We start from the raw sequence: 25999 nt of genomic DNA on the forward strand, positions 1-25999 counted from the left end.
AAATAAATGACGAATAAGTTATTCAATGCCCGCTATATTGCTGTCAATTAATCGCTTTAAATTTGACGCTGATGAAATAATAATCATTTGACCGTTTTTTTTACTCATCTGATGAGTTAACTGGGTAGTAACAATTGGATAATGTCAAAGCCAAGTAAATAGACTCGCGCTAATATTTTGTCATCTCATTTTATATCAAACGTTATTTATTGATCTCACATTTTATTTTTAAGTCCTTCTAAATGTGTTATTCCAACTCGGTTTTAGGTTTTCTTGGCCATTAATCGCGATTCCGTTTTTTAAATAACGTCAAATCTATGGCACAGCCTATATCGCCTCGCTAAACAACACATATTTCTAACATGTTGTCATTTAATGTTTTTTTGACATATACATTATTTTTGACAGCGTTGTCACCTCAATAATTTGCATTACTATATGCCACGTACAGTCTGATAAAGGAGACTGTAGCAATGGATATATTAACGATTTATGTTCTGCATCACTCTCGTCATAAACCAATTAATGGCGGCTTACTTAAGGTATTTTTAAAATAAACTAACAACATTATTTTAAGTAATAAATATGCAGAAATACAATTTAATTCAACAAGATATCAATGTTAGTGAATGATGAGTTTTAGAGGGTTTAAACTATGTTCGCAAAAAATAAGTTGGCAGCTGTGATCGGTGTGGCTTTTTCTGCTTTAAGTATGCAAGTGCAAGCTGCGCCGATTGTAAACCCTGAAGCGGGTGTTGTGGTCGGTTATTGGCACAATTGGTGTGATGGTGCAGGCTATAAAGGCGGCGTTGCCCCTTGTGTGGATTTAGCTGCAGTGCATCCTATGTACAATGTGGTCAATGTATCATTTATGAAAGTGTTCAATACTGCGGATGGCCGTATTCCGACATTTAAACTTGACCCGACTATTGGCTTGTCAGAAGGCGAATTTACTGCGCAAATTGCAGAGTTAAACCAGCAAGGTCGCTCAGTATTATTAGCTTTGGGCGGCGCAGATGCGCATGTTGAAATGCTAAATGGTGATGAAGATGCTTTTGCTGCTGAAATTATTCGCCTAACAGATCTGTATGGTTTTGATGGTTTAGATATTGATTTAGAGCAAGCTGCGATCACGGCGGCGGATAACCAAACGGTTATTCCTGCTGCACTACGTATGGTGAAAGATCATTACCGCACAGAAGGTAAAAACTTTTTAATTACCATGGCTCCAGAGTTTCCTTATTTGACTCAAAATGGTCACTATGTACCTTATCTTAGAGGCCTAGAAGGTTATTACGATTGGGTTAATCCACAGTTTTACAACCAAGGTGGTGACGGTTTGTGGATTGATGGTGTGGGTTGGATTGCGCAAAACAATGACAACCTAAAAGAAGAGTTTATTTACTATATTTCTGATTCACTCATTAATGGTACTCGTGGTTATTACAAAATTCCCCATAACAAGTTAGTGTTTGGTCTGCCAACCAATAACGATGCCGCAGCAACCGGCTTTGTAAGCCAGCCGCAAGCATTATTTAATGCCTTTGATGCGCTAAAAGCCCAATCACAACCACTACGCGGTGTAATGACATGGTCGGTAAACTGGGACATGGGACGCAGTGCAAGTGGTCAGCAGTATAATGAAGCCTTTGTTAAAACCTATGGCCCTTATATTCACTCACAGGAATTACCGCCGATTATTCCTGAAGACGGTAAGCCGTTCTTTACCGGATTAACGGATGCACGCGTTAAACACAACAACCACTTCGACCCGTTATTAGGCGTTGAAGCCCATGATGCCGAAGATGGTGACTTAACGTCTAAAATAACAGTTGAAGGCGATGTTGATACTAGTCGTTTAGGTTTGTATCCACTGACTTACAGTGTCATTGATTCTGATGATAACGCGACCAAACAGGTGCGTACCATTGAGGTCTACAGTGAAAAGCCAGTATTTGAAGGGGTAGAGGCCGTTACCGTTCAGCAATTTAGCGATTTTGATCCGCTGGCGGGTGTGACAGCTATAGATGCTGAAGATGGTGACTTAACCTCAAGCATCGTGGTTGAAGGTCATGTTGATACTCAAAAAGTGGGCAAATATGCCTTAACTTATCAAGTGAGCGACAGCGCAAATCAAACGTCACGCATTAACCGAGCCGTCACTGTTGTGCCTGAAAATGGTGAGTGCGAAGTGGATAACCTTTGGTCTGCGACACAAGTTTATACTGGTGGTGAGCAAGTGACCCATGGTGATAAAATTTGGCAAGCAAGTTGGTGGACTCGTGCTGAAGAGCCAGGTACTACAGGCGAGTGGGGCGTGTGGAAAGTAAAGGGTGACAGTGAATGTGATAACCAGCAGCCACCAGTGCCAGGCCCTGTGGATCCAACGATTACCGTGAGTGGTGTCAGTACGCAATATATTATTAATGACGGTGCAGTCGCTTTTGATGTTAATGTGCAAACCAATACTGAAATTTTGGTGCATGTAAAACTGTATAACAGTGAAGGGTTAACTTATTCATATTTCAGCGATATTGTTGATAATCAGAGTCAAACGATCCCTGTTGAGTCTTACAATGTGGATGCTGGAAGTTACCAATTACATGTTTATGGCACAATTAAAGATAGCCACGAATTAGTATCCGAACAGCAGTTTACGGTTAAGTTGGTTGAATCAAACTCTGAGTACCCTGAATATGTACCAGGACAACAATATGCCGCAGGAGATATTGTCAGCTTTGATGGTGGTCTCTACCAATGTAAGCCTTGGCCTTACAGCGGATGGTGCAGTAATTCGGCTTACGCACCGAGTGGCCAATACTGGCAAGATGCTTGGACTAAGCAATAAATTAGCAGAGCATTGCAGCAGGTTAAATAGCTTACTGAAGTCAGTTTGAAGGTGTCATGCCTGCCAGTGACCAACTGGCAGGCATTTTTTATTTTCAGCCCTAACCCTCCTAAATATTAACTCAAGTGATAAGTGAGCTTTGCGAATGTTGCGATAAAAGCTTCTAAATCAGGGATGATTTACTAGAGCCTATAAGGATATATTTAAGGCGTCTTGTTAACGCACGCTAGAAAAGCTCCGTTTTAAGGAGTGATATCAAAGCCACCCTTTTCAGAAGGTTGTATTGATACCATTTGTGCTGAACATAACACCCAAAACTCACCCATTCGATGTGGTTTCTGTCATTGCACAGCAAATCAAGTTTCATTCGTTGAACGTCTCACTTTTTTGTGAATTTTAATTTCATTTCTGTAATTTTTATTCGGTATTTCGGCTGGTTTTAAGCGCTTTTTAACCTTTTGCATATCCCATCTAAATGTTATCAAAATTAGAGTGGTTGTTTTGTGTATGTTGAGTTGTGACCCAAGGTGTTTGGTTTTGTTTGGCGTGAATGTGCGCTTGCTGTTGTGGGGTTGTTTGTGAAGTTTTGATTTTTTGTTCATTAATATCAAGTGGATAATAAAAATGAATATTTTGTTGTTTTTGCAAGCTTAAGCACTTGAGTCTGATTTTTTATTTCGTACACTGCGAGTCATTCTAAGATTAATGAGTCAAAAATGTATGGAAGTTTTCATCAGTTTGGTCGGTATGATGGCGTTGATCGGTTTAGCGATTTTACTTTCGGAACGTCGTAGTGCCATTAACCCGAGGACGGTGCTCGGTGCATTAGCATTACAAGTTGCTTTTGGGGCATTTGTGCTTTATGTGCCTCTGGGGGAGCGAGTGTTAGATGCCACCTCCAGTGGTGTGATGCACGTTATTAATTATGCCAATGAAGGCCTAAGCTTTATCTTTGGTGGCTTAGCGACTTATAGCCTTGGCTTTATCTTTGTGATTAACGTGCTGTTTGTTGTGGTATTCATCAGTTCACTCATCGCGGTGCTGTATTACCTTGGCATTATGCAGTTAATCATAGGCATTATCGGTGGTGGCTTGTCTAAATTATTAGGGACAAGTCGTGCTGAGTCATTATCTGCAACGGCTAACATCTTTGTTGGGCCTATTGAAGCACCTTCAATGGTTCGTCCCTTTGTTAAACATATGACTCGTTCAGAGCTTTTTGCGGTAATGACAGGCGGTTTAGCATCTGTAGCCGGTGGCACTATGATTGGTTACATCCAAATGGGGGTCGATATTAAGTATGTGCTTACTGCAGCATTTATGACGGCACCAGCGGGGTTATTATTTGCCAAGTTGATGTGGCCTGAAACGGAAAAGCCTCGCAATGACATCAAACAAGTGATGGATGAACAAGAAGATAAGCCTAGCAATGTTCTTGATGCGGCGGCTAATGGTGCTGCAATGGGCATGCAACAAGTGTTGGCGGTGTCGGCATTATTGATTGCATTTGTTGGCCTTATTGCCTTGATTAATGGTTTTGTCGGTAATATTGGCTCGTGGTTTGGTTATGCCGATTTAACCCTACAAGGCATTTTAGGCTATGTGTTTGCACCTTTGGCTTGGTTAATGGGGGTGCCTTGGAGTGAAGCAACACAAGCCGCATCATTTATTGGCCAAAAAATGGTGATCAATGAGTTTATTGCCTATGTCGACTTCCTAAAAGTGGCGCCAGAATTATCAGAGAAAACTCAAATTATCATCAGCTTTGCGTTATGTGGTTTTGCTAACCTAGGCTCTTTAGCCATGGTGATTGGTGGCTTAGCTGCCCTTTGCCCAGAACGTCGACATGATTTAAGTGAAATCGGTTTTAAAGCCTTAATTGCTGCTGCATTAGCGAATTTAATGAGTGGTACTATTGCTGGTTTGCTATTTAGTTTAGCGGGCTAATTTAATTATCCCGCCAGTATTGTGTTATTTGGCGGGTTTGTTTGGAGAGATATCATGACCCCACATATCAATGCCCCTCAGGGCGCTTTTGCAAAAACCGTGTTAATGCCAGGTGATCCGTTACGTGCCAAATATATTGCTGAAAACTTTTTAGATAATCCTAAATTGGTGACAGATGTTAGAAACATGCTGGGCTATACCGGTGAGTATCAAGGCAAAGCCATTTCAGTCATGGGCTCTGGAATGGGGATCCCCTCCATTTCGATTTATGCAAAAGAGTTGATCACAGAGTATAACGTTGAAAATATCATCCGTATTGGTTCATGCGGTGCGGTAAGCAATAAAATTAAGTTGATGGATGTGGTGATGGCAATGGGAGCAAGCACTGACTCTGCCGTTAATCGTAGTCGTTTTCCTAATACTGATTTTGCTATGATAGCCGATTTTAATTTACTTCGATTAGCCGTTGAAGCAGCTGAAAATCAACAGGTTAATTATCACGTAGGCAACTTGTATTCTTCAGATTTATTCTACAGTGCCGATGAAGGCCGTTATGATTTAATGGAGAAATACGGCATTTTAGGCGTTGAAATGGAAGCTGCTGGACTTTACGGTGTTGCTGCTGAGTACGGTGCAAATGCGCTGGCAATGATGACCGTTACTGATCACCTCAGACAAGGGTTACATTTAAGTGCAGAAGAACGTCAACAGACCTTAAATGACATGATAAAGCTGACTTTAGAAGCCATTAGCCAAATTAACTAGAGCCTATTGATCTCTATAAGTTTATTTTTCAAATACACCCTGATCTTATGGCTAATGCAAACTCAATTGGGTAATCTTGTTGTAGTCGGAATTAATTTAAATCATAGTGAGATAAATCAATGAAAGTTTTCAGCTTATTATCGTTAGTTTGTTGTGCCGTATTAACAGGGTGTGGTATTCCAGATACTGTTAAAGAGCAAGATAACACCACTGCTATTGAGGTTAGCGCAGACACTGCAAGAACGTCTTTAGATTGGAATGGCATATACAAAGGCACAGTGCCATGCTCGGATTGTGAAGGCACGCAAGTGTTGTTGGAATTAAAGCAAGATGGCACCTATATGCAAAGTTTCAGTTACATCGGCAAAGTCAGTGCAACTGTCATGGATGAAGGCAACATAGCTTGGAATACAGCAGGTAATGAGATCACCATCAATGACATGCGTTATTTTGTTGCTGAAAACCACTTGATACTTCTTGATGCGAATACTGAAAATTCAGATGAGCCAAAGAAGTATATCCTTTACAAAGAGCCCGCAATGTAATTGCCATAAGATTGAGCGAGTACCACTAATATAGCTTACCGATTTGCGCGGAATGCCCCGAACTTCAGGTCGGGGATGAATAGCGCAAGCAGTGAAACTGCTTAATGTGGCCTATTTTGTTGTTCAATATATTGTCTTATTACTTCAATTTGAGCACCACCAACACTACCTGCAAAATAACTTGGACTCTAAAGTGCATTTTTCATGTAGGCGGGTTTTATCAATTCAGGGTGGTGCAACCTTAACTTCCGACTAGACCCCCCTTTTAAGCTATTAACGAGTTTAGAAAGACAGACTTTTGGTGGGTAGTTGACGAGCAAGTGTACATGATCTCTTTCACCATTCACCTCGACCAACTCAACTTCAAATTCATTGCAAACCACTTCAAACAACCTTTTTAAAGTGTCTAAGTGGTCATTATTAAATACCACATGCCGATACTTGGTCACAAAGACCAAGTGAGCATGGAGCATAAAGACACAGTGCCGACCTGTGCGATAAGGTTTGTTTTCATTCATAGACCAATGTTGCCATAAAAATATGACCATTACCAAGACGCTAAAAGTTAGAGTTAAGGATAACCACTCATTCTCACTGAACAAGCAAGCTAAAAGTGTGAATTATGTGTGGAATTACCTCAACGAACTCAGTCACCGTTCTATAAAAGAGCGGCGAACTTTTATGTCTGATTATGACTTACAAAAATACACTAATGGCTCAGGTAAAGAGTTGGGGCTACATAGCCAAACTGTTCAGGAAATATCGAAAGAGTACGTCACACGCAGAAAACAGTTTAAGAAAATTCGCTTAAACTGGCGTAAATCTGGGGGCGCAAAGCGCTCTCTCGGCTGGATACCTTTTAAGACAGGCGCGGCAAGCTTCAAAGACGGTCAGGTTTACTTTAATCGCCAGCATTTCAAGGTATGGGATAGTTACGGTTTATCACAGTATAAGTTCAAATCAGGCTCTTTCAATGAAGATTCTCGCGGTCGCTGGTACTTCAATGTTGTGGTTGAGGTAAAAGTCGAACAGAGCAAAGGCACAAGTGCTATCGGTATTGACTTAGGCTGCAAGGAGGCTGCTACAGATAGCGATGGTGGTCGAGTTGTTGGTCGTCAATACCGAAAGTTGGAGTCTAAGCTCGGTATCGCTCAACGGGCTAGAAATAAGCGTCGAGTTAAGGCAATTCACGCCAAAATTAAAAATCGCAGGTCTGATGATTTGCACAAATACAGCCGCCATCTAGTAGATAGTAATGCGGCTATTTTCGTTGGTAACGTTAATTCTTTAGGCATGGCAAAGACTAAAATGGCTAAGTCGGTTTTAGATGCAGGCTGGGGAATGTTAAAAACAATGCTGGAATATAAATGCGCTCACGCAGGCGTTGTTTTTGAAGAAGTCAACGAGTCATACACAACCCAAACTTGTTCGAGCTGCGAGGAAATCCCCGCAAGCAGTCCGAAAGGTAGAGCAGGTTTAGGAGTAAGAGAATGGTCTTGTAGCAGTTGTGGTGCTACGCATGATAGAGATATTAATGCAGCCAAGAACATTCTCGCGGTCGGACTAGATCGTCTTGCAGAAGAAAAGGTAGCAGCTAAACACTGCCCTAGTCTTTGAGCTGTAATAGCTCTTAGAATCCCCTTGCTTTAGCTGGGGGAGAAGTCAACTAGTGATATGGTTCTCAGGCTTATTGTTGGGATGGCATTCTTTCGCAATGAGCCCATTGCAGAAGTCGCTCTGCGCATGAATGTCTGTGCCGACGGGTTGGCTGATGAGTGTGACCCTCTCTTTAAATGGACATTTTGGAACTCCATACTTGTCCAATAAATAGATTTTTAATGGACAATCAATCCAATTGATGTTCAATAAAACTCGATTAAATGGACATTATTTTAGATTGTTGTCCATTAAAACTTATTTTATTGGACACTTTCTACTGTTTTTTGTCCAATAAATATGATTCAATGGACAAAATGTTGTGATAGTTGTCCATTAAAAGATGAGTAATATGACGATTCAACAAGAGCTAGATGTTATTTTGAAGTGCCTAAATGATATTGGTCACCCTGTGTCTGTTGGCGCGTTAAAAAACCAGTTAGCAGAACATACACACAATAAAACCATACAGCGAAGGTTGAGAAAGCTAGTTGAACTTGGCGAAGTGATTGCTGAAGGTGAGAAGAAGTTTCGAACTTATCGCTTGGCATCATATAGAACTGGTGACGCAACCGTTAGCGCGGTTTCTGACAACCAAGCACAGCTTGATAAACAGTGTGAGGATACTAAGCACCCCATTTTTTCTGAAAATTCTTTAGATAAACTAACTTACTTGGAAACTCCTCCATATGGTCGAATCAAAAGCACCTACCAACTCACGTTGATTGAGAAATATATCCCGAATGAGACCCTGTACGTACCCTTGTCTGTGCGCACTAAGTTGCACAAAGCGGGGAAGCGTTTTGACAAATCTCTGGCTGCTGGCACTTATGCTAAGCAAATTGGGCAGAGGCTGCTTATTGATTTGTCTTACAACTCAAGTCGCTTAGAAGGAAACACTTACTCTAAGCTGGATACTGAGAAATTGATAGAGCAAGGATTATCAGCAGAAGGCAAGATTCATGAAGAAACCGTGATGATCATGAACCACAAGGAAGCCATAGAGTTTCTGATTGAAAATGCTGAAAACATATCACTAAGCTCTTTTACTATTCGAAATATCCATTATCTGTTATCCCAAGATTTACTTGCTAATCCTAAAGCCTGCGGAAGAGAGCGAGAAATTGAAGTTAGCATAGGGAAATCTGCGTTTACGCCATTAAATAACCCACACCAAATTAAGGAGTTTTTGGCACTTCTATTACTAAAAGCAGATCAAATTATTGACCCGTTTGAACAAAGCTTTTTTTTGCTAATGCATCTGTCGTATTTGCAAGCATTTGAGGATGTGAACAAAAGAACAGCCCGACTTTCTTGTAACATTCCATTTATCAAGCAAAATCTGTGTCCGTTGAGCTTTATTGATGTTCCACAAGAGGACTACTTTAAAGCACTGCTGTATTTCTATGAAACTAACGAATTACTTCCTGCGTTGGAACTCTTTGAGTGGGCCTATAGAAAATCCTGTGAGCAATATGATGTTGTTAAAGAATCTCTGGGTGATATAGATGCCTACCGTATACAACATAGGGGGGCGAGAAAAGAGGCTATGGGTCAAGTTATTAGAGGTAACATTGGTAACAAGAAGCTAAACGAGTTTTTACGCGGTTACTGTCGTGAGAATAGTATCGAATTATCAGACAAGTTTATTGCTATGACGGTAGCGGATTTGGAGCAATTACATGCAGGAGCAATTATCGGACTAGGGATTACTGAAGCGATGTTTAATGAATGGAAAAAGCAAAATAGCTGAGTTGCCAATGCGAGCATCTGGATCGTAGATTCGACCGCTCATCTTAACTTGTACGATTTATGGATTGAATTTACAATTTAAATCGTAAAGTAAGCTGTATTGTTTAACGTCTTTAAGCATGCCTTTTATTCAGTCTCATACTTAAAACTCAATCCCCACTATTTCTTGCCTGAAATGCTATTATAATCAACTTAATTTTATGTATTCGTATTGAGTTATCCCATTGAAAATTTTGGTCACAGGTGGGGCTGGTTTTATTGGCTCTGCTGCCATTCGCTATTTAATGCAGCACACTGCTCACAGTGTGGTGAATGTCGATAAGTTAACCTATGCTGGAAACTTAACGTCTTTGGTGTCCGTAAGTCACCACCCTCGCTATCATTTTGAGCACATCGATATTTGCAATCGTGCGGAAATGGCACGTATTTTTACCCAATATCAGCCCGATGCGGTAATGCATCTGGCAGCTGAAAGCCATGTCGATCGTTCGATAACCGGTTCGGGTGATTTTATTCAGACTAATATTGTTGGCACGTTTTTGCTTCTTGAGACGGCACGTGAATACTGGCAAGCTCTTTCACCCGTCAAGCAAAAGCAGTTTCGTTTTCAGCATATTTCTACCGATGAAGTCTTCGGTGATTTACTCCATCCCGATGATGCACCAAACCAAGTATTGCCATTCTTTACCGAGCAATCACCTTATGCACCCAGTAGTCCGTATTCGGCGTCTAAAGCTTCGAGTGATCACCTTGTTCGCGCCTGGCACCGCACCTATGGTTTGCCAGTTATTGTGACTAATTGCTCAAACAATTATGGTCCATATCAGCATGTAGAGAAGTTCATCCCCTTAATGATTGCCAATGCATTAGCGGGTAAAGCTTTACCTATTTATGGTAAAGGCGATCAAATTCGTGATTGGTTATATGTTGAAGACCACGTTAAGGCGCTTTATAAGGTGCTAACCGAAGGTGAAGTAGGTGAAACCTATAATATTGGTGGCAACAACGAAAAACGTAATATTGATGTCGTATTCACCATTTGTGCTATGTTGGAAGAACTTGCGCCCTCGAACCCTTATTCCCTGGCAAGTGGTCATCTAGGTGGGTTTAGATCATTAATCCGCTATGTTGAAGATCGCCCCGGTCACGACAGGCGATACGCCATTGATGCCAGTAAAATTCAGCAAAAACTCAATTGGCAACCAGAGGAAACATTCGAATCAGGGATGCGAAAAACCGTACAGTGGTTTCTCAAATCCTCTAGCTAAAGAGCGCCTGTTTCAGTGAACTTTTTACCTTGTGTGTCTTTGGCTGATAGCTTAGGTGCTATACCATTCAATGGCCATTGGATATTCAATGTAGGATCATTCCACTGGATACATTCTTCAGATTGCGGGTGGTAATAGTCGGTGCATTTATACAGGCATTCGGCTTTGTCGCTTAATACAAAAAAACCGTGGGCAAAGCCTGCGGGAACCCACAATTGACGTTGGTTTTCAGCGGACAATATTTCTCCGACCCATTGACCATAAGTCGTTGAACCAGATCTTAAATCAACTGCGACATCAAAAACTTGCCCTGAGGTGACTCTTATTAACTTGCCTTGAGTCTGTTGCCGTTGAAAATGTAAGCCGCGCAGCGTGCCTTTTACTGACATGGAATGGTTGTCTTGAACAAATACGCAGGGCTTAGCTGTAACTAAATGTTCAAACCGTTGCTGGTGCCAGGTTTCGCAAAAGTAGCCCCTATCATCACCAAACACGGTTGGTTCGATAATTTTTACCACATCAATATGAGTATTTATTACTTTCATGCATTGCAAACCGTTAATTGAGTTTTGTGAATGTTTTATTGATCATGACTTTTGCTCATCGCTTTCAGTTGTCATGGGTACCAGTCAATGGATTGAACATTTTAGCTAACCCTGCTTGCCAATCACTTGGCGCTATGCCGAATGTGTTGGTTATTTTACTGCAGGCTAACATTGAATGTGCAGGTCTTATGGCTTTGCTGGCAAATGTGGCTGATGCCACAGGCAATAAAGTGGGTGTTGCTAACCCAGGTTGGATCTGCTTAAGATTAGCGTAAATAGCTTCAACATACTGATAGCGATTTGCATACGGGTAACCGCAAAAATGATAGGTGTCATAAAGTGCCGTATTATATGCTTGTTGATGCGATTTTGCTGTTAACTGACTCATTATATTAATAATCGCTGCGGCTAAATCACCGGCATAAGTGGGACAGCTTACTTGATCGTTGACAATATTCAGTGAGTGATTGTGAGCGGCTAAATTCACCATAGACTTAACGAAATTATTGCCCCATTCACTAAAGACCCATGCAGTGCGAATAATAATATGCTTTGAGCAGTTATCCTGTACTGATTGTTCTCCGGCTAACTTACTTTTTCCATATTGATTTAATGGTAGGGGCGTATCATCTTCAACATATGCCGCGGCTTGATGACCATCAAACACATAATCGGTTGAAATATGAATTAAGGTGGCGGCCATTGTTTGCGCGGCTTTGGCGAGATTTTTAGGTCCAAGCTGATTGACCTTAAAAGCTTGCTCGGTTTCTGTTTCAGCCAGTTCAACATTATTATAGGCAGCGCTATTGATAATGAAATCTGGTTGGCATTGCATTACAGCATCTAATACAGCCTGTTCATCTGCAATATCAAGTTCGCCATGTGAAAATGACATGAGAGAGAATGTACTTTTTTGCAGACTCATATAATGGCGAAGTGCTTGGCCTAATTGTCCATTTGCACCGGTCAGCATTACTTTTATCATTGTGTTTCTCGTGGGTAAAATTGCCATTATCAATTGGCAAGTAATCTTACTAAATATTGCCCGTATTCATTTTTAAGCAACGGTTTAGCGATGCGTAATACGTCATCGTTTGTTAGCCATTTGTTTCGCCAGGCAATTTCTTCTAAGCAGGCAACTTTTAAACCTTGAACCGTTTCAATCGTTTGTACAAATGAAGAGGCTTGATGCAAACTTTCATGAGTTCCGGTATCAAGCCATGCAAAGCCGCGTCCTAATAATGATAAATGTAATAGCCCTTGATGAAGGTAATCGCTAATGACATCACTGATTTCTAATTCGCCACGGGCAGAGGGGGCTAATTGTTTGGCAAATTGTACTGCTTGATGATCAAAAAAATACAGTCCAGTTACCGCGTAATTAGATTTTGGCTTGGCAGGTTTTTCTTCAACAGAAAGCACATTTAACTGGCTATCAAACTCCACTACACCAAATCGCTCTGGCGCATTCACTTGATAGGCAAATATTGTGGCGCCGTCTTGCTGCTTCGCTTGCTGTAGCATTAGGCTAAAAGATTGGCCATAAAATATATTATCTCCCAGGACTAAGCACACTTTGGACTTGCCGATAAAATCCTCGGCGATAATTAGTGCTTGAGCAATTCCCTCTGGTGCAGGCTGTACTGCGTAAGATAAGCGCACGCCAAAATCACTACCGTCGCCCAGTAAACGTTTAAAGTTGTCGCTATCATCAAGGGTTGTAATAATTAAAATGTCACGAATACCCGCCAACATCAGGGTTGAAATAGGGTAGTAAATCATAGGTTTGTCATAAACTGGCAACAGCTGTTTAGAGACACTTCGTGTTAGAGGATATAACCGTGTACCTGAACCGCCAGCTAACACAATACCTTTCATAAAACCTCGATGTAAAAATTGGATGGGTGCTAAATGCCAGATTCTAGATTCTAGCATTCTGTCTTGGCCTTTACTTAGTCAATACCCAAGAACCCACCGGTTTGGTGCGCCCATAACTGGCTATAAATACCGCCTGACGCGATTAATTCCTGATGGCTTCCTTGCTCAATAATTTTGCCTTCATCTAGCACGATCAAACGGTCCATGGCAGCAATAGTTGATAATCGATGCGCAATAGCAATGACCGTTTTGCCTTGCATTAGCTCATATAATGACTCTTGAATAGCGGCTTCTACTTCTGAGTCGAGTGCTGATGTCGCTTCATCTAAAATCAAAATTGGAGCGTTTTTAAGTAATACTCGTGCAATGGCGATGCGTTGACGCTGGCCGCCTGAAAGTTTTACGCCTCGTTCACCCACTTGTGCATCCAAGCCCTGATTACCATGGGGATCGGTTAATCTATCAATAAATTCGCTGGCTTGCGCTTGTTGAATAGCCGCCTGTAGTTGCTCTTCTGAAGCCGTAGGATCGCCATAAAGAATATTTTCACGAATTGAGCGATGTAGCAGTGAGGTATCTTGAGTCACCATGCCAATATGGGCGCGAAGCGAGTCTTGGGTAACCTCTTTTAACCCTTGATGATCAATGAGAATTTCACCTTTTTCAACATCATGAAAACGCATCAATAGATTTACTAGGGTGGATTTCCCCGCGCCAGAACGACCGACTAAGCCGACTTTTTCGCCAGCTTTTATCTGTAAATCTAAGCCTTCAATCACGCCTTTTTGCTCACCGTAATGAAAGCTGACTTGATTAAAATCAATTTGACCTTTGCTTACCACCAAAGGTTTTGCCTGCGGTTTATCTTCAATCAAAATGGGTTTTGATAAGGTATTCATACCATCGGTCACAGTGCCGATATTTTCGAATAACGAGCTAATTTCCCACATGATCCACTGCGACATGCCATTTAATCTCAGTGCCAAGCTGACCGCAATGGCAATGGCACCGACAGTAATAGCATCATCGGCCCACAGCCAAATTGACACAGCTGCAATGGTAAACGCCAAAATATAGTTGATGATTTGCACCGAAACATTAATTACGGTGACTAAGCGCATTTGGCCATACACGGTTTTTAAGAAGGTCATCATACTGGCCTGAGCATAATCGGCTTCTTGTTTGGTATGGGAGAATAATTTTACCGTTGAAATATTGGTGTAGCTGTCGACGATTCGCCCTGTCATGGTGGAACGCGCATCGGCTTGTTCAGCGGATATGGCTTTAAGCTTGGGGACCAGTTTCCATTGAATGGCGACATAAGCTACTAGCCAAATGAGCATCGGCAGCATTAAACGCACATCGGCGCTGGCGATCATCACCAGCATAGAGGTGAAGTAAATGAGAATGTACATTAATACATCTAACAGCTTCATTACGGTTTCACGCACTGCTAATGCGGTTTGCATCACCTTGGTCGCCACGCGGCCGGCAAAATCATCCTGATAAAAAGACATGCTTTGTTTAAGTAAATAGCGGTGTGCCATCCAACGAATGGCCATTGGGTAGTTACCCAGTAGGGTTTGATACACAATTGAAGCATGTAACCATACCAATACGGGAATGATCACTAACACAATGACTGACATGGTAATTAAGGTGTCACCTTCTTCTTGCCACAAGGTGTCAGGATTTTTTGTGACTAGCCAATCGACAAGTTGCCCCATAAAACCAAATAATGACACTTCTAACATGGCTAATAATGCGGTCAGAATTGACATGATGATCAGTGGTGCCCCAAACCCTTTGGTGTAATGACGGCAAAAAGCATACAGGCCTTTTGGTGGTTGGGTGGGTTCTTCAGGCGGTAAAGGTTTTACCAATGATTCAAAAAAGTTAAACATGCAGGGCTCTAATTATTCATCAAAAAATTCATCCTTAGGATACCTGAACTGCTGGCACTTGTTTATCTTTGATCTTGAGTAAATGCTAATTTGCAACATAATGCCTATCGCAGGGTTCACCTTGAGTTCCGATTTTCGCTAGTGCTTCTAAACGGGCTATCGTAAAGTATTCGTCAATATCACCTGTGTTGGAATTGCTGTGGCTAGATTACCTGAACATGATTGCGCCTTATTGGCCGAAGTTTGCCGCCAAGCGAGGCTCAGCCGAGATGCACGATTTGATGGGCAGTTTTTCACTGGAGTGTTTACTACGGGGATTTATTGCCGCTCAATTTGTCCAGCATCGCCGCCCCATGAAAAAAACGTGCGCTATTTTGATACCAGTATCAAAGCGGCTAATCATGGGCTTAGACCGTGTTTACGTTGCCGCCCCGACAGTGCGCCGCATTCCTATGCTTGGATGGGGACTCAAACGACATTGCAACGCGCCGTTAAGTTGATTGATGCAGGCGCAATGGCGGGGGATAACGCCTTAAGTGTTGAGCAGCTGTCTGAAAAATTAGGGATCAGTAGCCGTTATCTGGTGAAGTTGTTTAATCAATATCTGGGCACATCTCCCAAGCGCTATGCAATATATCAACAAGTGATGTTTGCTAAAAAACTGCTGCATCAAACCATTATGCCTATCACTGAAGTCGCCTTCGCGGCTGGATTTAATAGCGTTCGCAGTTTTAATGATGCCTTTAAAGATGCATTGTTATTAACCCCAAGCGCATTAAGAAAATCAGTCAACCCACTACAAAATGATTCTGGCTCAGCCCGTCAGTTTGCTGCTGGCTCGGTTAACTTGCCTATTACCTTAACGTTAAGTTACCGGCCACCACTTAATTGGCAGGCTATGTATGATTTTTATCATTTAAGGCAAGTCAGCCAAATGGAGTGGCTAAGGGATCATACTTATGGTCGCAGCTTTGACTTGGATGGCGTGCAAGGCATCTTTGAGCTTAAACATATCGACAGTAAAGCGCAGTTTGAATTAAGTGTCAGTTTTGTTCGTCCAGCTGATAGCCGTTATTTGGCAAATGTCGTCAATGCTGTGCGTAAGCTGCTCGATCTTGATGCTGATATGGCGACCATAGAGCATCAACTGCAACAGGTTAAGGTGCTGCTGTTAAATAACACTGCGCGACAAAACTTGCTTAGTGATTCAAGTATAAAAACAGGCTTACGCATACCGGCGACCTTTTCTGTGTTTGAGGCAGCATGTCGTGCTGTACTCGGCCAGCAGGTGAGTGTGGTTCAAGCAACCAAATTACTCAATACGCTGGTGGCACATTATGGTGAATTAATGGTGATTAATCAGCAAGCATACCGGTTATTTCCAACACCTCAGACGATTGCTTCAGCCAGTTTAGATGAGTTGAAAATGCCAGGTGCGCGAAAGCTGGCATTGAATGCACTAGGTCAGTTTGTGGCGGATAACCCACAATCTGTTCCCGTTGACTGGTTAAACGTAAAAGGCATTGGCCCTTGGACCGTGGCCTATGCGCAAATGCGTGGTCAAAGTGACCCGAACCTGTTTTTATCAGGCGATTTAGTGATCAAAAATCGCTTGAAAGCCTATTGTCAGAAATATGGGGTCACGCTTGATACTGCAAAACAATATGGCGAGTTAGCTGATGACATCGCCCAGCAAATTGCCCCATGGGGCAGCTATTTAACATTCCAACTGTGGGCAAACACCTAAGGCTTAACAGGTTAATGAAGGAAATTAATATGAGAAATGAATATCAGCCACCTGTTTTAGAAGCTCAACTTACTAGTCCCGTTGGGCTATTGTCGTTACAGGCATCGGCTATGGGCTTAACCCATTTAACGGTTGTGGATCTTAACCATCAATCAGAGCAAGTTGAGGTGTGTGCCGTAAATGAACTAACAACTTCGCCATGCCCTGAAGAGAGTAAAGTTGTTGCACAGCAGCATATTAATGCCGTTCATCGGCAACTAAGCGAATATTTCTCTGGTCAGCGGCAAGCATTTGAATTGGCATTAGCGCCCAAAGGCACAGTGTTTCAACATCAAGTATGGCAAGCATTAGCGCAGCTGCATTTTGGTGAAGTTTGTAGCTATGGTGATATTGCTAATCGCATTCATCGGCCCAAAGCGGTTAGGGCCGTTGGCGCAGCGAATGGGGCAAACCCGATAGCGATAATTGTGCCGTGTCATCGAGTGATAGGTAAAAATGGTAAATTAACCGGTTATGCCTATGGCTTAGAGATGAAACAGTTTTTACTGGCGCTAGAGGCTAGAGGCTAGAGGCTAGAGGCTAGAGGCTAGAGGCTAGAGGCTAGAGGCTAGAGGCTAGAGGCTAGAGGCTAATAAAACGCCATTTGGTTGAGTGATTTTTTTCAGACTTTAGTGACAAATTAAGGTAAAATTATCCCTTTATTTTAATTGACTGAATTGATACATGACCCAAGCGGCTACTTTTACTGATTTTGGTTTGTCGGCGCCTTTACTGGCAAGGCTTACCGAGCTGAATTACATCACTGCCACGCCTGTGCAGGCAGCCACTATTCCAGCCTTATTACAAGGTAAAGATGTGCTAGCGGGGGCGAATACCGGTTCAGGTAAAACGGCAGCGTTTGCGTTACCCATCATTCAACATTTAAGTGTGAATACCCAGCGCGGTACTGCTAAACAAAACAACGTGAGTTGTTTAGTGCTAGTGCCTACTCGCGAGTTGGCTAAGCAGGTTGCTGATAGTTTTCAGTCTTATTCTAGCCATTTAAACGGATTGATAAAAACCGTAGCTGTATTTGGTGGCGTGTCGGTTAATACTCAAATGTTAGCATTACGGGGTGGTGCCGATGTGGTTGTTGCCACACCAGGTCGATTGTTAGATTTAATATCGTCAAATGCGCTTAAGTTAAATAAAGTGTCGCATTTAGTGTTGGATGAAGCTGATCGTATGTTAAGCCTTGGTTTTACCGATGAGTTAAATCAAGTACTTGAATTAATGCCAAAGAAAAAGCAAACCTTGCTGTTTTCAGCAACGTTTCCTGAAGATGTGCAAGCGTTAGCTTCGGCGTTATTGACAAATCCTCTTGAAATTCAAATGCAAAGTGCCGAGGCCAGCACTTTAGTGCAGCGTGTTTTTACCGTAAATCGTGAAAATAAAACCGCATTATTGGCCCATTTAATTCATCAAAACCATTGGCGACAAGCGCTGATTTTCGTCAATGCGAAAAATACCTGTGAACATTTAGCCCAAAAACTGGCTAAAAGAGGCATTAATGCAGAGGTGTTTCATGGCGATAAGGCACAAGGTGCAAGAAATCGTGTATTAGAGGCTTTTAAATCGTCTGAAATTGATGTATTAATTGCCACCGATATTGCGTCACGTGGTATTGATATTGAAAAGTTACCCGTGGTGATTAATTTTGATTTACCAAGAAGTCCTGCTGATTATATGCATCGTATCGGTCGAAGTGGCCGCGCGGGTGAAGTCGGTTTGGCAATCAGTTTGTTATGTCATGATGATTATCATCATTTCTCAGTGATTGAGAAAAAGAACAAGATCCGTCTTGAGCGTGAGCAAGTTGCAGGCTTTGAGGCTGATGAAGCAATGCCATTGAGTGCGCAAATCGTTAAACCAATGGCCAAACCCGCAGGTACAGGTAAAAAGAAGCGTAAAAAGCTTCCGCCTGTCAATGTCGAAATTTGGTCAACAAAACCAGATTAAGTAGTAGGTATATGAAACAAGTTTTTTGGTTGATTGATGGGCAACTTGCAGGACGCAGTGGTCCCAATAGAGATGCATGGGATTTAGCAGAAATTAAAGCCGCCGGATTCGGTGCGATAGCTTCACTTAATGATGGTGCTATGTGTGATACACAACAAATGGCTGATTTGGGCATTGACCACCAGATATTCAACTTGCCGGATAATATTCCGCCAGTTGAAAGCGATGTCGACATCTGCGCTGAAATAATGCCAAGAGTGTTGGATTTCATCCGCCAAGCTGAAGCGCAAAATAAAGCCGTTTTATTACATTGCCGCTCGGGTATCAACCGTACTGAGTTAATGATGGCATATTACTTAATGGAAAACGGCGCAGCCCCTGTGCATGCCGTTAGTCAGGTGCGTAATGCCAGTGGTTTAGCCTTTGATGCTGAAGGCTGGGATCAGTTTGTATACGATGTACTTTACCGTTTACAAGCGGCTTCAAATTAAGTGTGAAACACTGAGGGGCAAGGATGCTAACTAGCGGAATACTGAGTCAATTTATTGGTTATTGTGTTTTAAGTTGGCTGGCATTGATTGCGCTGGTGGGGTGTGCTTCTTATCATGTGTATCCCACCGCTCCTCTGGAATATCAATTAGCACCACCAGAGGATTCCCCTCTTGCTCAATATCTCGTCACGCTTCCACAAATTAATCATCAAACGGGTGTGTATCCGCTAGGTGATGGTGTCGATGCCTTTGTCGCCCGTTTAGCGTTAATTGAAGCGGCGCGAGTGTCGATCGATTTACAGTATTACCTCTACCATAATGATGAAACGGGTAAGCTGCTGACATTATATTTGTATCGCGCAGCTGAACGCGGTGTTCGGGTTCGTTTACTACTTGATGACATGACCACCAAGGGTAAAGATCGCGTGTTAGCGCAGTTGGTACAACATCCCAATATCAGCGTTCGTATATTTAATCCTGATCTTGAACGTCAGTTTCGCACCTTGTCTTTTGCGCAAAACTTTAGCCGCTTAAATCATCGAATGCACAATAAGTCTTTTACAGTTGACGGCCTAGTGTCGATTGTTGGTGGACGTAATATTGGTGATGAGTATTACTCTGCTGATCACAGTGTGGAGTTTGGCGATTTTGATATGTTACTTATCGGCCAGGTTGTGCCTGAAGTGTCAACGCAGTTTGATTTGTATTGGAATGCATCGCAAGTGCAACCGATAGAGCAGTTGCTAGACAAAGCGGCTGATGAGGCAGAGATAACACAAGCGATGGCAAAGTTAGCTGAATACGAGTTGTCCGTAAAAGACCACCCCTATTTGTTAAGGCTAATACAGTCGCAATTATTAGCGCGTATGATAAACAATCAAATTGAATGGTTTTGGTCTGCTACTGAGTTGTTTTATGACCCGCCCAATAAATTAAACACGCAAGTAAATCAAATATTATTACTCGATGACTTATCGACATTTTTTAATCGAACCCACGATGAATTAATATTGATTTCACCTTATTTTGTTCCAACAGATGCTGGTGCTGATGCGTTAATTAATGCGGTAAAAAACGGAGTGAAAGTATCAATCATTACTAATTCGTTAGCCGCAACAGATGTGCTTGCAGTGCATGCGGGATACATCAATTATCGCGAAAGATTAATTGATGGTGGCGTGGAAATTTACGAAATGAAATCATCGCCTGGGCAAAAAGAGCACTCACAAAGCCAATGGCAAGGTAGCTCACGCAGTAGTTTGCATGCAAAACTCTTTATTATTGACCGTAAAATGATGTTTGTTGGCTCATTTAATTTTGACCCACGTTCGGCTTGGCTGAATACTGAAATGGGCGTGATGGTTGAGCAACAACCGCTGGCAACGCAGATTGCTGAAGATGTTTTCATGAAGTTAAATGTCAAAGCGTATCAAGTCATCAAAAAAGAAGACCAGATCCAATGGCTCGATTTACAAACTCAAACTTATTTGACCACAGAGCCTGATAGCCACTGGTGGCAACGTGTTATCGCCAATACACTTTCATGGTTACCCGTTGAATCACAGTTGTAACCTGAATTTTTTATCTTTATTTGAAGCGGTTGCACAATAATGTTCAAGATTTACTGCTATATTTACCGCAGGTGATTATTTAATTTTCAGTGAGGATACTCGATGGCATCAAAGGGCAGTAAAGCCAGTCAATCTCAAGGGCTACTCTTGTTTCATTTGAATCAGAGTCAATTATTTGCGCTTGGTACATTGAAAATCCGTGAGCTGGTGCCTTTTACTGCATTAACGAAAATACCCAATTCTCATCCGAGTATTATGGGCGCTGCGACTGTGCGTGGTGGCACTATTCCGGTGATTGATATGGCTGCGGCAATTGGTTTTAGGCCGATTGAACAAAGTGAGTTGAACAAATGTTTTATCATTATCACCGATTGTCAGCGCATGGTCATTGGCTTTGTGGTTCGTGCTATCGATAAAATCATTGAATGTAATTGGCGCGATATTGAGCCGCCATCAAGTAGTTTAGGTAAAAGTGCCTACTTAACCGGAGTGACTCGTTTTGATGGTCGCTTGGTGCAGTTGCTCGACGTTGAGTTGCTGTTATCTAAAATATTCCCCAACGATCCTACCGTTAACCGCGCTATTTTGACCGACGTACAACGTGAGAAACTCAAACCACTGCGGATTTTAATCGTCGATGACTCTAAAGTTGCCCGTAAACAATTATCCGATGCCCTTGATTCGATCAATATTCCTTATGAAGTGACTTCTAATGGCCATGAAGCATTAATGATGATGGTTGAGGCTGCAAAAGCGCGCAAACCTGTTGACCTATTAGTAAGCGATATTGAAATGCCAGGCTTAGACGGATATGAGTTGTCATTTGAAGTTAAAGACAACCCTGAAATTGCCAAGGCATATATCATTTTGCATACCTCACTTTCAAGTGAGATTAGCTTAAGTCAGGCAAAGCAAGTCGGTGCCAATGAAGCGTTAACCAAGTTTGATGCTAAAGAGTTAATTGAGGCAATGCTTCGCGGTGCTCAATTCTTAGCCAAATAGTGCTATTGCCTATTTTATGCTGTTTTATTCTATATTCATCTGCGGTTTTGGGAGGTGGATTGCCTCTGCTTTTGTCAATTCAACAACCCTTTTTAATGACTTCAATTGCTGATTGTTATCACTTCAATGACTTTCGTTTAGGTCAGTTTTTAACTGAACATGTTGCCGTCTAACTGAGCGGTTATCCCTTTGCATGTTTAATAAATGTGGTCAGCTTGCAAATTTTGCGTAATTTTCAGTTTAAATATCAGCCTTTGCTAGACTTTGCCCATAGCATCCTGATATACAACCTCTATATCTGAATAACAGATAAAAAATAATAAAATAAATTTGAAGGTTAAGTCATGAATCAAAACACATCGCTGTTTGCGCGCATTGTGAACGGTAGCCTAGTGCTACAAATTATTGGCGGGATTATTTTAGGGGTGATCCTCGCATCTGTTTCAACATCGGCAGCTGGGCAAGTTGCTTTTTTAGGTGATTTATTCGTTGGTGCATTAAAAGCTATTGCGCCGATTTTAGTCTTTGTACTCGTTGCATCTTCTATCGCGAATCAGAAGAAAGATAGTCACACTAATATGCGTCCTATCATTGTGTTGTATTTACTCGGCACTCTTGCAGCAGCGATTACCGCTGTTATTTTTAGTTTTATGTTCCCAACCACATTATTACTCGCCACGGGGGTTGAAGGTTCCAATCCACCGCAGGGGATTGGTGAAGTATTGAATACTTTATTGTTTAAAGTGGTTGATAACCCAGTCAATGCCTTAATGACCGGCAACTACATTGGTATTTTAGCTTGGGGTGTCGGCTTGGGGATTGCGATGCATCATGCCAGTGATTCGACTAAGAAAATGCTAGCTGATGTCAGTGATGCGGTGTCGAGCATGGTGCGTTTTGTTATTCGCCTTGCGCCTATTGGTATCTTTGGTTTGGTTGCCGCCACGTTTGCGACAACAGGTTTTGCCGCGTTGGCCGGTTACGCTCAGTTATTATTGGTATTAGTCGGTGCAATGCTATTTATTGCGCTTGTGATAAACCCATTGATTGTTTACATCAAAATTAAACGTAATCCGTATCCATTAGTTTTAAGGTGTTTACGAGAAAGCGGCGTGACGGCATTTTTTACCCGTTCAAGTGCCGCTAACATTCCCGTTAACATGGCGTTATGTGAAGAGTTAAAGCTGCATAAAGACACCTATTCAGTATCTATCCCTTTGGGAGCAACGGTTAACATGGGCGGGGCGGCGATCACTATCACCGTATTAACCTTGGCCGCGGCGCATACCTTAGGGATTCAAGTTGACTTTATGACAGCGATTTTATTAAGCGTGGTTGCTGCTGTATCGGCTTGTGGTGCTTCTGGTGTAGCGGGTGGCTCATTATTGCTTATCCCATTGGCCTGTAGTTTATTTGGTATTTCAAATGATGTGGCCATGCAAGTGGTTGCAGTGGGCTTTATCATTGGGGTTATTCAAGACTCTGCTGAAACCGCTCTGAACAGTTCAACAGACGTGGTCTTTACGGCTGCCGCATGTGAAGCTGCTGAGAATAAAGCTAAATCTGCATAAATCATTTTGTGGGGTAGGGAGCTAAGCTCAACATTAACCCCGTTAAACTATTAATAAATTAAAAAATGCCGGCACCTCAAAGTGACGGCATTTTTTATTCTGCGCTATTTCTGACCGCTTTTTTTACTGTGATTAATGGCATTAGAAATGCTCTGGGCTGACAAAGGTCATTGGTGTCAGTTTATATGGGTGAATAATCGATAACGATTTAGCGTGCAGCTTTAATCTTGGGCTGGCGTTAATCGCTGCTTTATCGGCGTAAAAAGTATCACCTAGAATGGGGTGACCTAAGGCCAGCATGTGAACCCGTAACTGATGTGTTCTACCTGTGTGAGGGCGGAGTTCAATCAAGGTGCTGTTATCACGAAGTTTGAGCACCTGGTAATCGGTTATCGCCGCTTTCCCCTGTGTGCTAACTTGCTGAAAAGGCGGCTTATCAGCTATTGGTCCTAGGGCTAAATCAATTTGTCCTGAAGGCGGGGATACATGACCAGAAACTTCGGCGATATAGACTTTTCTCGCTTCACGGTTTTGAAATTGGGTTTTTAAGTGTGATTCGGCTTTTTTGTTGCGGGCAAAAATTAAAATTCCTGAAGTATCACAATCTAATCTGTGTACTAAAATGGCATCGGGATAACGCTCAATCACGCGGTTAATCGCGCAGTCATGGGTTTCTGACGCTCGTCCTGGATTGGATAATAATCCCGACGGTTTATTGATGACGATAATGTCTTTGTCTACATGTCGAATATCTAACCAAGGAATGCTAGGCGGTTGGTAGGTAAAAATATGCATTGGCTTACTCAGCAGAAATTAACACGGATGATTGATTGGGCGAGTTTAGCAAAATTGTCGATAAATAATCACAAAAAAGTGCTTAACCATAATCGTAATGTGAGCCCCCATTGGGTGGTAATGCCTGATGTAACGAAGCGAATTTGTTGTTGATTATCCAAAATATAAATGGCGGGAAAAGCATTGGCTCCCCATTGTTGTGAAGGACTTTTTTGCTGCGCTGCTAAGGTTAGATTTGTTTCGTTAATCACCTTAAACTGCAAGTCATTTTCGAGCATGAATTGGATGATATCTTGATCACTTCCCGATGCCACCGCAATTGCAATAACTTGATAGTCATTAGATGATGCAATGCTGTTAACCATTGGTGAGGTGACTTTGCAGGCTGGGCACCAAGTTCCCCAAAAATACACCAATGTCGGTTTTGTCGAGCTTGCAAGATCAAATGACTGTTGTTCAATGGTTATGCCTGAGAGCGCTGGCGCCTGCCCATCTATCATATCGCGCTGTAAATAGCTGGCTATCGTAAAAAGAACAATCAACAAAATGCACAGATCGCGAATTTGCTTTATCCAAAAAGCGCGGCTGTTAATTCGTTGGTGCAAGGTCATGTTATCGGCCATTTTTTTCATCGTCTTATATTGAGTCTAAATATTCAGCTGGTGTCTTTCTGCTATAAATGCGGCTATAAGCCATAAGCTGCGGATAAAAGGTACGAAAAGCAATTTCGATATCGATATAAAGTTTGTCGACATCTTTAATGGCACTGTTGAACAGTTCGGGTTTAGACAGTCGCTGACTAATACCGGTAATCGCTTGATTTAATCCTTGTTTAGATTGATAACTGCTTAACCAATCCTGTTGCACAATTTTGGGAATGATGTGTTGTAGTTTTTCGGGTAGCTGTTGAGTCGTTTGCATGCATTGATAGGCTTTTTGAGTGAAATCTTGCAGCGATTGATGATGATACTCTTCCCAGTAATAAGCTAAATAATGATCAAAGGCTAAATCAATTAAAATTGGCGCGACTCTGCGGGACGATTTGGGAAATTGCTTTAATAAATCGATAATAATTTCATGGCTGTCGGTCACTACATCTATTTGTCTATGCAACCAAATGCCCTGCTGTAGGTGTTTAGGGTGGTCAATTATGCTGCCTTTGGCGAAATCACCAGCAAGATTTGCCGTTAAGTGTGTGCCACTGATATCAGCAAGGTGAAGATGTGCAAGAAAGTTCATGATTTTATGCTTCTTTTTTAAGGATTTTACAGTATGATAACAACTAAAAATAAAAGGGTATTTGTCAGTAAAGCAATCATTACGTTTGCTAACTGTATCATAGACAAGCAAAATACAGCACAAATAAGGCCCAAGATAACGACATAAGCAATTAGTCACAACCCAATTCACTCTGAGTAACGTTTGTTTTTAGGATCATGGAAGATGAAAAACTGGCTGAACAAAATTATAGGTCGTAAACCTGCGCCTGTGCGCAATAAAGTCAATGTCGATTTACGCTATCAATCTCACAGTTTTACGCTGGATGATTTTAAAAACGCCAGCACAGCTTTGGAAACGGCGAATACTGATGACCACCAAAGCGTTAAAAATGAGTCCAATGAGCCTGATAGTGCTGCGAGTAATAACACATCTAAGATTAACCTAATAAAATGATCGTCTTAACTTGATCTTCATTCACGGTAGCCATAGACTAGC

At 41.9% G+C, this 25999-nt stretch carries 22 protein-coding genes and 1 pseudogene; 15 read left to right on the forward strand and 8 right to left on the reverse strand.

From position 1 onward, the window contains the following. Positions 1-655: 655 nt before the first annotated feature. The 4 genes from OHT75_RS17985 to OHT75_RS13635 all read left to right on the forward strand — a co-directional run bounded on the left by OHT75_RS17985 (position 656) and on the right by OHT75_RS13635 (position 6105). A complete protein-coding gene (locus OHT75_RS17985; RefSeq protein ID WP_319803640.1) occupies positions 656-2848 on the forward strand; it encodes an immunoglobulin-like domain-containing protein in 2193 nt (730 codons plus the stop codon). Between the two features lie 720 nt (positions 2849-3568). Continuing rightward, a complete protein-coding gene (locus OHT75_RS13625; protein WP_264727479.1) occupies positions 3569-4795 on the forward strand; it encodes a NupC/NupG family nucleoside CNT transporter in 1227 nt (408 codons plus the stop codon). Positions 4796-4846: 51 nt separating this feature from the next. Next, a complete protein-coding gene (gene deoD, locus OHT75_RS13630; RefSeq protein ID WP_264727781.1) occupies positions 4847-5560 on the forward strand; it encodes a purine-nucleoside phosphorylase in 714 nt (237 codons plus the stop codon). A gap of 119 nt (positions 5561-5679) precedes the next feature. Beyond that, entirely contained in the window at positions 5680-6105 is a 426-nt protein-coding gene (locus tag OHT75_RS13635; protein WP_264727481.1) for a copper resistance protein NlpE, read from the forward strand. A 101-nt stretch (positions 6106-6206) separates the two neighbouring features. Here the strand turns inward: OHT75_RS13635 and tnpA are convergent. After that, positions 6207-6623, reverse strand: a pseudogene (gene tnpA, locus OHT75_RS13640) (IS200/IS605 family transposase). A 22-nt stretch (positions 6624-6645) separates the two neighbouring features. Between tnpA and OHT75_RS13645 the strand changes: the two are divergent. From OHT75_RS13645 to rfbB, 3 genes are all read left to right on the forward strand, one after another. Further along, positions 6646-7722, forward strand: coding sequence for an RNA-guided endonuclease InsQ/TnpB family protein (locus OHT75_RS13645; protein WP_264727483.1), 1077 nt, complete (start codon positions 6646-6648; stop codon positions 7720-7722). Positions 7723-8113: 391 nt separating this feature from the next. After that, complete coding sequence (locus tag OHT75_RS13655) at positions 8114-9514, forward strand: Fic family protein (RefSeq protein WP_264727485.1); 1401 nt, start codon at positions 8114-8116, stop codon at positions 9512-9514. A 223-nt stretch (positions 9515-9737) separates the two neighbouring features. Beyond that, positions 9738-10781, forward strand: coding sequence for a dTDP-glucose 4,6-dehydratase (gene rfbB / locus OHT75_RS13660; RefSeq protein WP_264727487.1), 1044 nt, complete (start codon positions 9738-9740; stop codon positions 10779-10781). Here rfbB and rfbC read toward each other — a convergent pair. From rfbC to OHT75_RS13680, 4 genes are all read right to left on the reverse strand, one after another. Continuing rightward, positions 10778-11326 carry a dTDP-4-dehydrorhamnose 3,5-epimerase gene (gene rfbC, locus OHT75_RS13665; RefSeq protein ID WP_188841018.1) on the reverse strand — a complete coding sequence of 183 codons (549 nt, stop codon included), beginning with the start codon at positions 11324-11326 and terminating at the stop codon, positions 10778-10780. The two genes, rfbB and rfbC, sit on opposite strands and share 4 nt — an antisense overlap. Before the next feature lie 64 nt (positions 11327-11390). Continuing rightward, entirely contained in the window at positions 11391-12311 is a 921-nt protein-coding gene (rfbD, locus tag OHT75_RS13670) for a dTDP-4-dehydrorhamnose reductase (RefSeq protein ID WP_264727490.1), read from the reverse strand. A gap of 29 nt (positions 12312-12340) precedes the next feature. Beyond that, complete coding sequence (gene rfbA, locus OHT75_RS13675) at positions 12341-13204, reverse strand: glucose-1-phosphate thymidylyltransferase RfbA (protein ID WP_264727783.1); 864 nt, start codon at positions 13202-13204, stop codon at positions 12341-12343. 74 nt (positions 13205-13278) lie between these two features. Then, positions 13279-15108 carry an ABC transporter ATP-binding protein gene (locus OHT75_RS13680; RefSeq protein WP_264727492.1) on the reverse strand — a complete coding sequence of 610 codons (1830 nt, stop codon included), beginning with the start codon at positions 15106-15108 and terminating at the stop codon, positions 13279-13281. A 199-nt stretch (positions 15109-15307) separates the two neighbouring features. On the opposite strand from OHT75_RS13680, the gene OHT75_RS13685 reads away from it, so the two are divergent. The 7 genes from OHT75_RS13685 to sstT all read left to right on the forward strand — a co-directional run bounded on the left by OHT75_RS13685 (position 15308) and on the right by sstT (position 23488). Then, positions 15308-16855 carry an AlkA N-terminal domain-containing protein gene (locus tag OHT75_RS13685; protein ID WP_264727494.1) on the forward strand — a complete coding sequence of 516 codons (1548 nt, stop codon included), beginning with the start codon at positions 15308-15310 and terminating at the stop codon, positions 16853-16855. Positions 16856-16884: 29 nt separating this feature from the next. Beyond that, positions 16885-17424: a methylated-DNA--[protein]-cysteine S-methyltransferase gene (locus OHT75_RS13690; protein WP_264727496.1), complete on the forward strand. Its 540-nt coding sequence runs from the start codon at positions 16885-16887 to the stop codon at positions 17422-17424. A gap of 154 nt (positions 17425-17578) precedes the next feature. Beyond that, positions 17579-18853, forward strand: coding sequence for a DEAD/DEAH box helicase (locus OHT75_RS13695; RefSeq protein WP_264727497.1), 1275 nt, complete (start codon positions 17579-17581; stop codon positions 18851-18853). Positions 18854-18864: 11 nt separating this feature from the next. Beyond that, positions 18865-19344 carry a dual specificity protein phosphatase family protein gene (locus tag OHT75_RS13700; protein WP_264727499.1) on the forward strand — a complete coding sequence of 160 codons (480 nt, stop codon included), beginning with the start codon at positions 18865-18867 and terminating at the stop codon, positions 19342-19344. A gap of 23 nt (positions 19345-19367) precedes the next feature. After that, positions 19368-20915, forward strand: a complete 1548-nt coding sequence (locus tag OHT75_RS13705) for a phospholipase D family protein (RefSeq protein ID WP_264727501.1) — start codon at positions 19368-19370, stop codon at positions 20913-20915. 102 nt (positions 20916-21017) lie between these two features. Further along, on the forward strand, positions 21018-21917 hold the full coding sequence (locus tag OHT75_RS13710) for a chemotaxis protein (RefSeq protein WP_264727504.1): 900 nt from the start codon (positions 21018-21020) through the stop codon (positions 21915-21917). A gap of 344 nt (positions 21918-22261) precedes the next feature. Continuing rightward, positions 22262-23488 (forward strand): serine/threonine transporter SstT, encoded by a 1227-nt coding sequence (gene sstT, locus OHT75_RS13715; RefSeq protein ID WP_264727506.1) that lies wholly within the window; start codon positions 22262-22264, stop codon positions 23486-23488. Between the two features lie 141 nt (positions 23489-23629). Here sstT and OHT75_RS13720 read toward each other — a convergent pair whose 3' ends face one another. From OHT75_RS13720 to OHT75_RS13730, 3 genes are all read right to left on the reverse strand, one after another. Next, positions 23630-24283 (reverse strand): pseudouridine synthase, encoded by a 654-nt coding sequence (locus OHT75_RS13720; protein WP_264727508.1) that lies wholly within the window; start codon positions 24281-24283, stop codon positions 23630-23632. A 68-nt stretch (positions 24284-24351) separates the two neighbouring features. After that, positions 24352-24894: a protein disulfide oxidoreductase gene (locus OHT75_RS13725; protein WP_264727510.1), complete on the reverse strand. Its 543-nt coding sequence runs from the start codon at positions 24892-24894 to the stop codon at positions 24352-24354. Positions 24895-24919: 25 nt separating this feature from the next. Next, on the reverse strand, positions 24920-25522 hold the full coding sequence (locus OHT75_RS13730; RefSeq protein WP_264727512.1) for an acyl carrier protein phosphodiesterase: 603 nt from the start codon (positions 25520-25522) through the stop codon (positions 24920-24922). Positions 25523-25726: 204 nt separating this feature from the next. Here OHT75_RS13730 and OHT75_RS13735 point away from each other — a divergent pair, with 204 nt between their 5' ends. Next, positions 25727-25957 (forward strand): hypothetical protein, encoded by a 231-nt coding sequence (locus OHT75_RS13735; protein ID WP_264727514.1) that lies wholly within the window; start codon positions 25727-25729, stop codon positions 25955-25957. Positions 25958-25999 lie beyond the last annotated feature (42 nt).

It is taken from the genome of Shewanella subflava, from assembly GCF_025971955.1.
Taxonomy (GTDB): Bacteria; Pseudomonadota; Gammaproteobacteria; order Enterobacterales; family Shewanellaceae; genus Shewanella; species Shewanella subflava.

Bases quoted from the DNA above. Each gene is read 5' to 3' on its own strand.
- OHT75_RS17985 (WP_319803640.1), top strand. From the start codon at position 656: ATGTTCGCAAAAAATAAGTTGGCAGCTGTGATCGGTGTGGCTTTTTCT.
- OHT75_RS13625 (WP_264727479.1), top strand. From the start codon at position 3,569: ATGGAAGTTTTCATCAGTTTGGTCGGTATGATGGCGTTGATCGGTTTA.
- OHT75_RS13635 (WP_264727481.1), top strand. From the start codon at position 5,680: ATGAAAGTTTTCAGCTTATTATCGTTAGTTTGTTGTGCCGTATTAACA.
- OHT75_RS13645 (WP_264727483.1), top strand. From the start codon at position 6,646: ATGACCATTACCAAGACGCTAAAAGTTAGAGTTAAGGATAACCACTCA.
- OHT75_RS13655 (WP_264727485.1), top strand. From the start codon at position 8,114: ATGACGATTCAACAAGAGCTAGATGTTATTTTGAAGTGCCTAAATGAT.
- rfbC (WP_188841018.1), bottom strand. From the start codon at position 11,326: ATGAAAGTAATAAATACTCATATTGATGTGGTAAAAATTATCGAACCA.
- rfbD (WP_264727490.1), bottom strand. From the start codon at position 12,311: ATGATAAAAGTAATGCTGACCGGTGCAAATGGACAATTAGGCCAAGCA.
- rfbA (WP_264727783.1), bottom strand. From the start codon at position 13,204: ATGAAAGGTATTGTGTTAGCTGGCGGTTCAGGTACACGGTTATATCCT.
- OHT75_RS13680 (WP_264727492.1), bottom strand. From the start codon at position 15,108: ATGTTTAACTTTTTTGAATCATTGGTAAAACCTTTACCGCCTGAAGAA.
- OHT75_RS13690 (WP_264727496.1), top strand. From the start codon at position 16,885: ATGAGAAATGAATATCAGCCACCTGTTTTAGAAGCTCAACTTACTAGT.
- OHT75_RS13695 (WP_264727497.1), top strand. From the start codon at position 17,579: ATGACCCAAGCGGCTACTTTTACTGATTTTGGTTTGTCGGCGCCTTTA.
- OHT75_RS13700 (WP_264727499.1), top strand. From the start codon at position 18,865: ATGAAACAAGTTTTTTGGTTGATTGATGGGCAACTTGCAGGACGCAGT.
- OHT75_RS13705 (WP_264727501.1), top strand. From the start codon at position 19,368: ATGCTAACTAGCGGAATACTGAGTCAATTTATTGGTTATTGTGTTTTA.
- OHT75_RS13710 (WP_264727504.1), top strand. From the start codon at position 21,018: ATGGCATCAAAGGGCAGTAAAGCCAGTCAATCTCAAGGGCTACTCTTG.
- sstT (WP_264727506.1), top strand. From the start codon at position 22,262: ATGAATCAAAACACATCGCTGTTTGCGCGCATTGTGAACGGTAGCCTA.
- OHT75_RS13720 (WP_264727508.1), bottom strand. From the start codon at position 24,283: ATGCATATTTTTACCTACCAACCGCCTAGCATTCCTTGGTTAGATATT.
- OHT75_RS13725 (WP_264727510.1), bottom strand. From the start codon at position 24,894: ATGACCTTGCACCAACGAATTAACAGCCGCGCTTTTTGGATAAAGCAA.
- OHT75_RS13730 (WP_264727512.1), bottom strand. From the start codon at position 25,522: ATGAACTTTCTTGCACATCTTCACCTTGCTGATATCAGTGGCACACAC.
- OHT75_RS13735 (WP_264727514.1), top strand. From the start codon at position 25,727: ATGAAAAACTGGCTGAACAAAATTATAGGTCGTAAACCTGCGCCTGTG.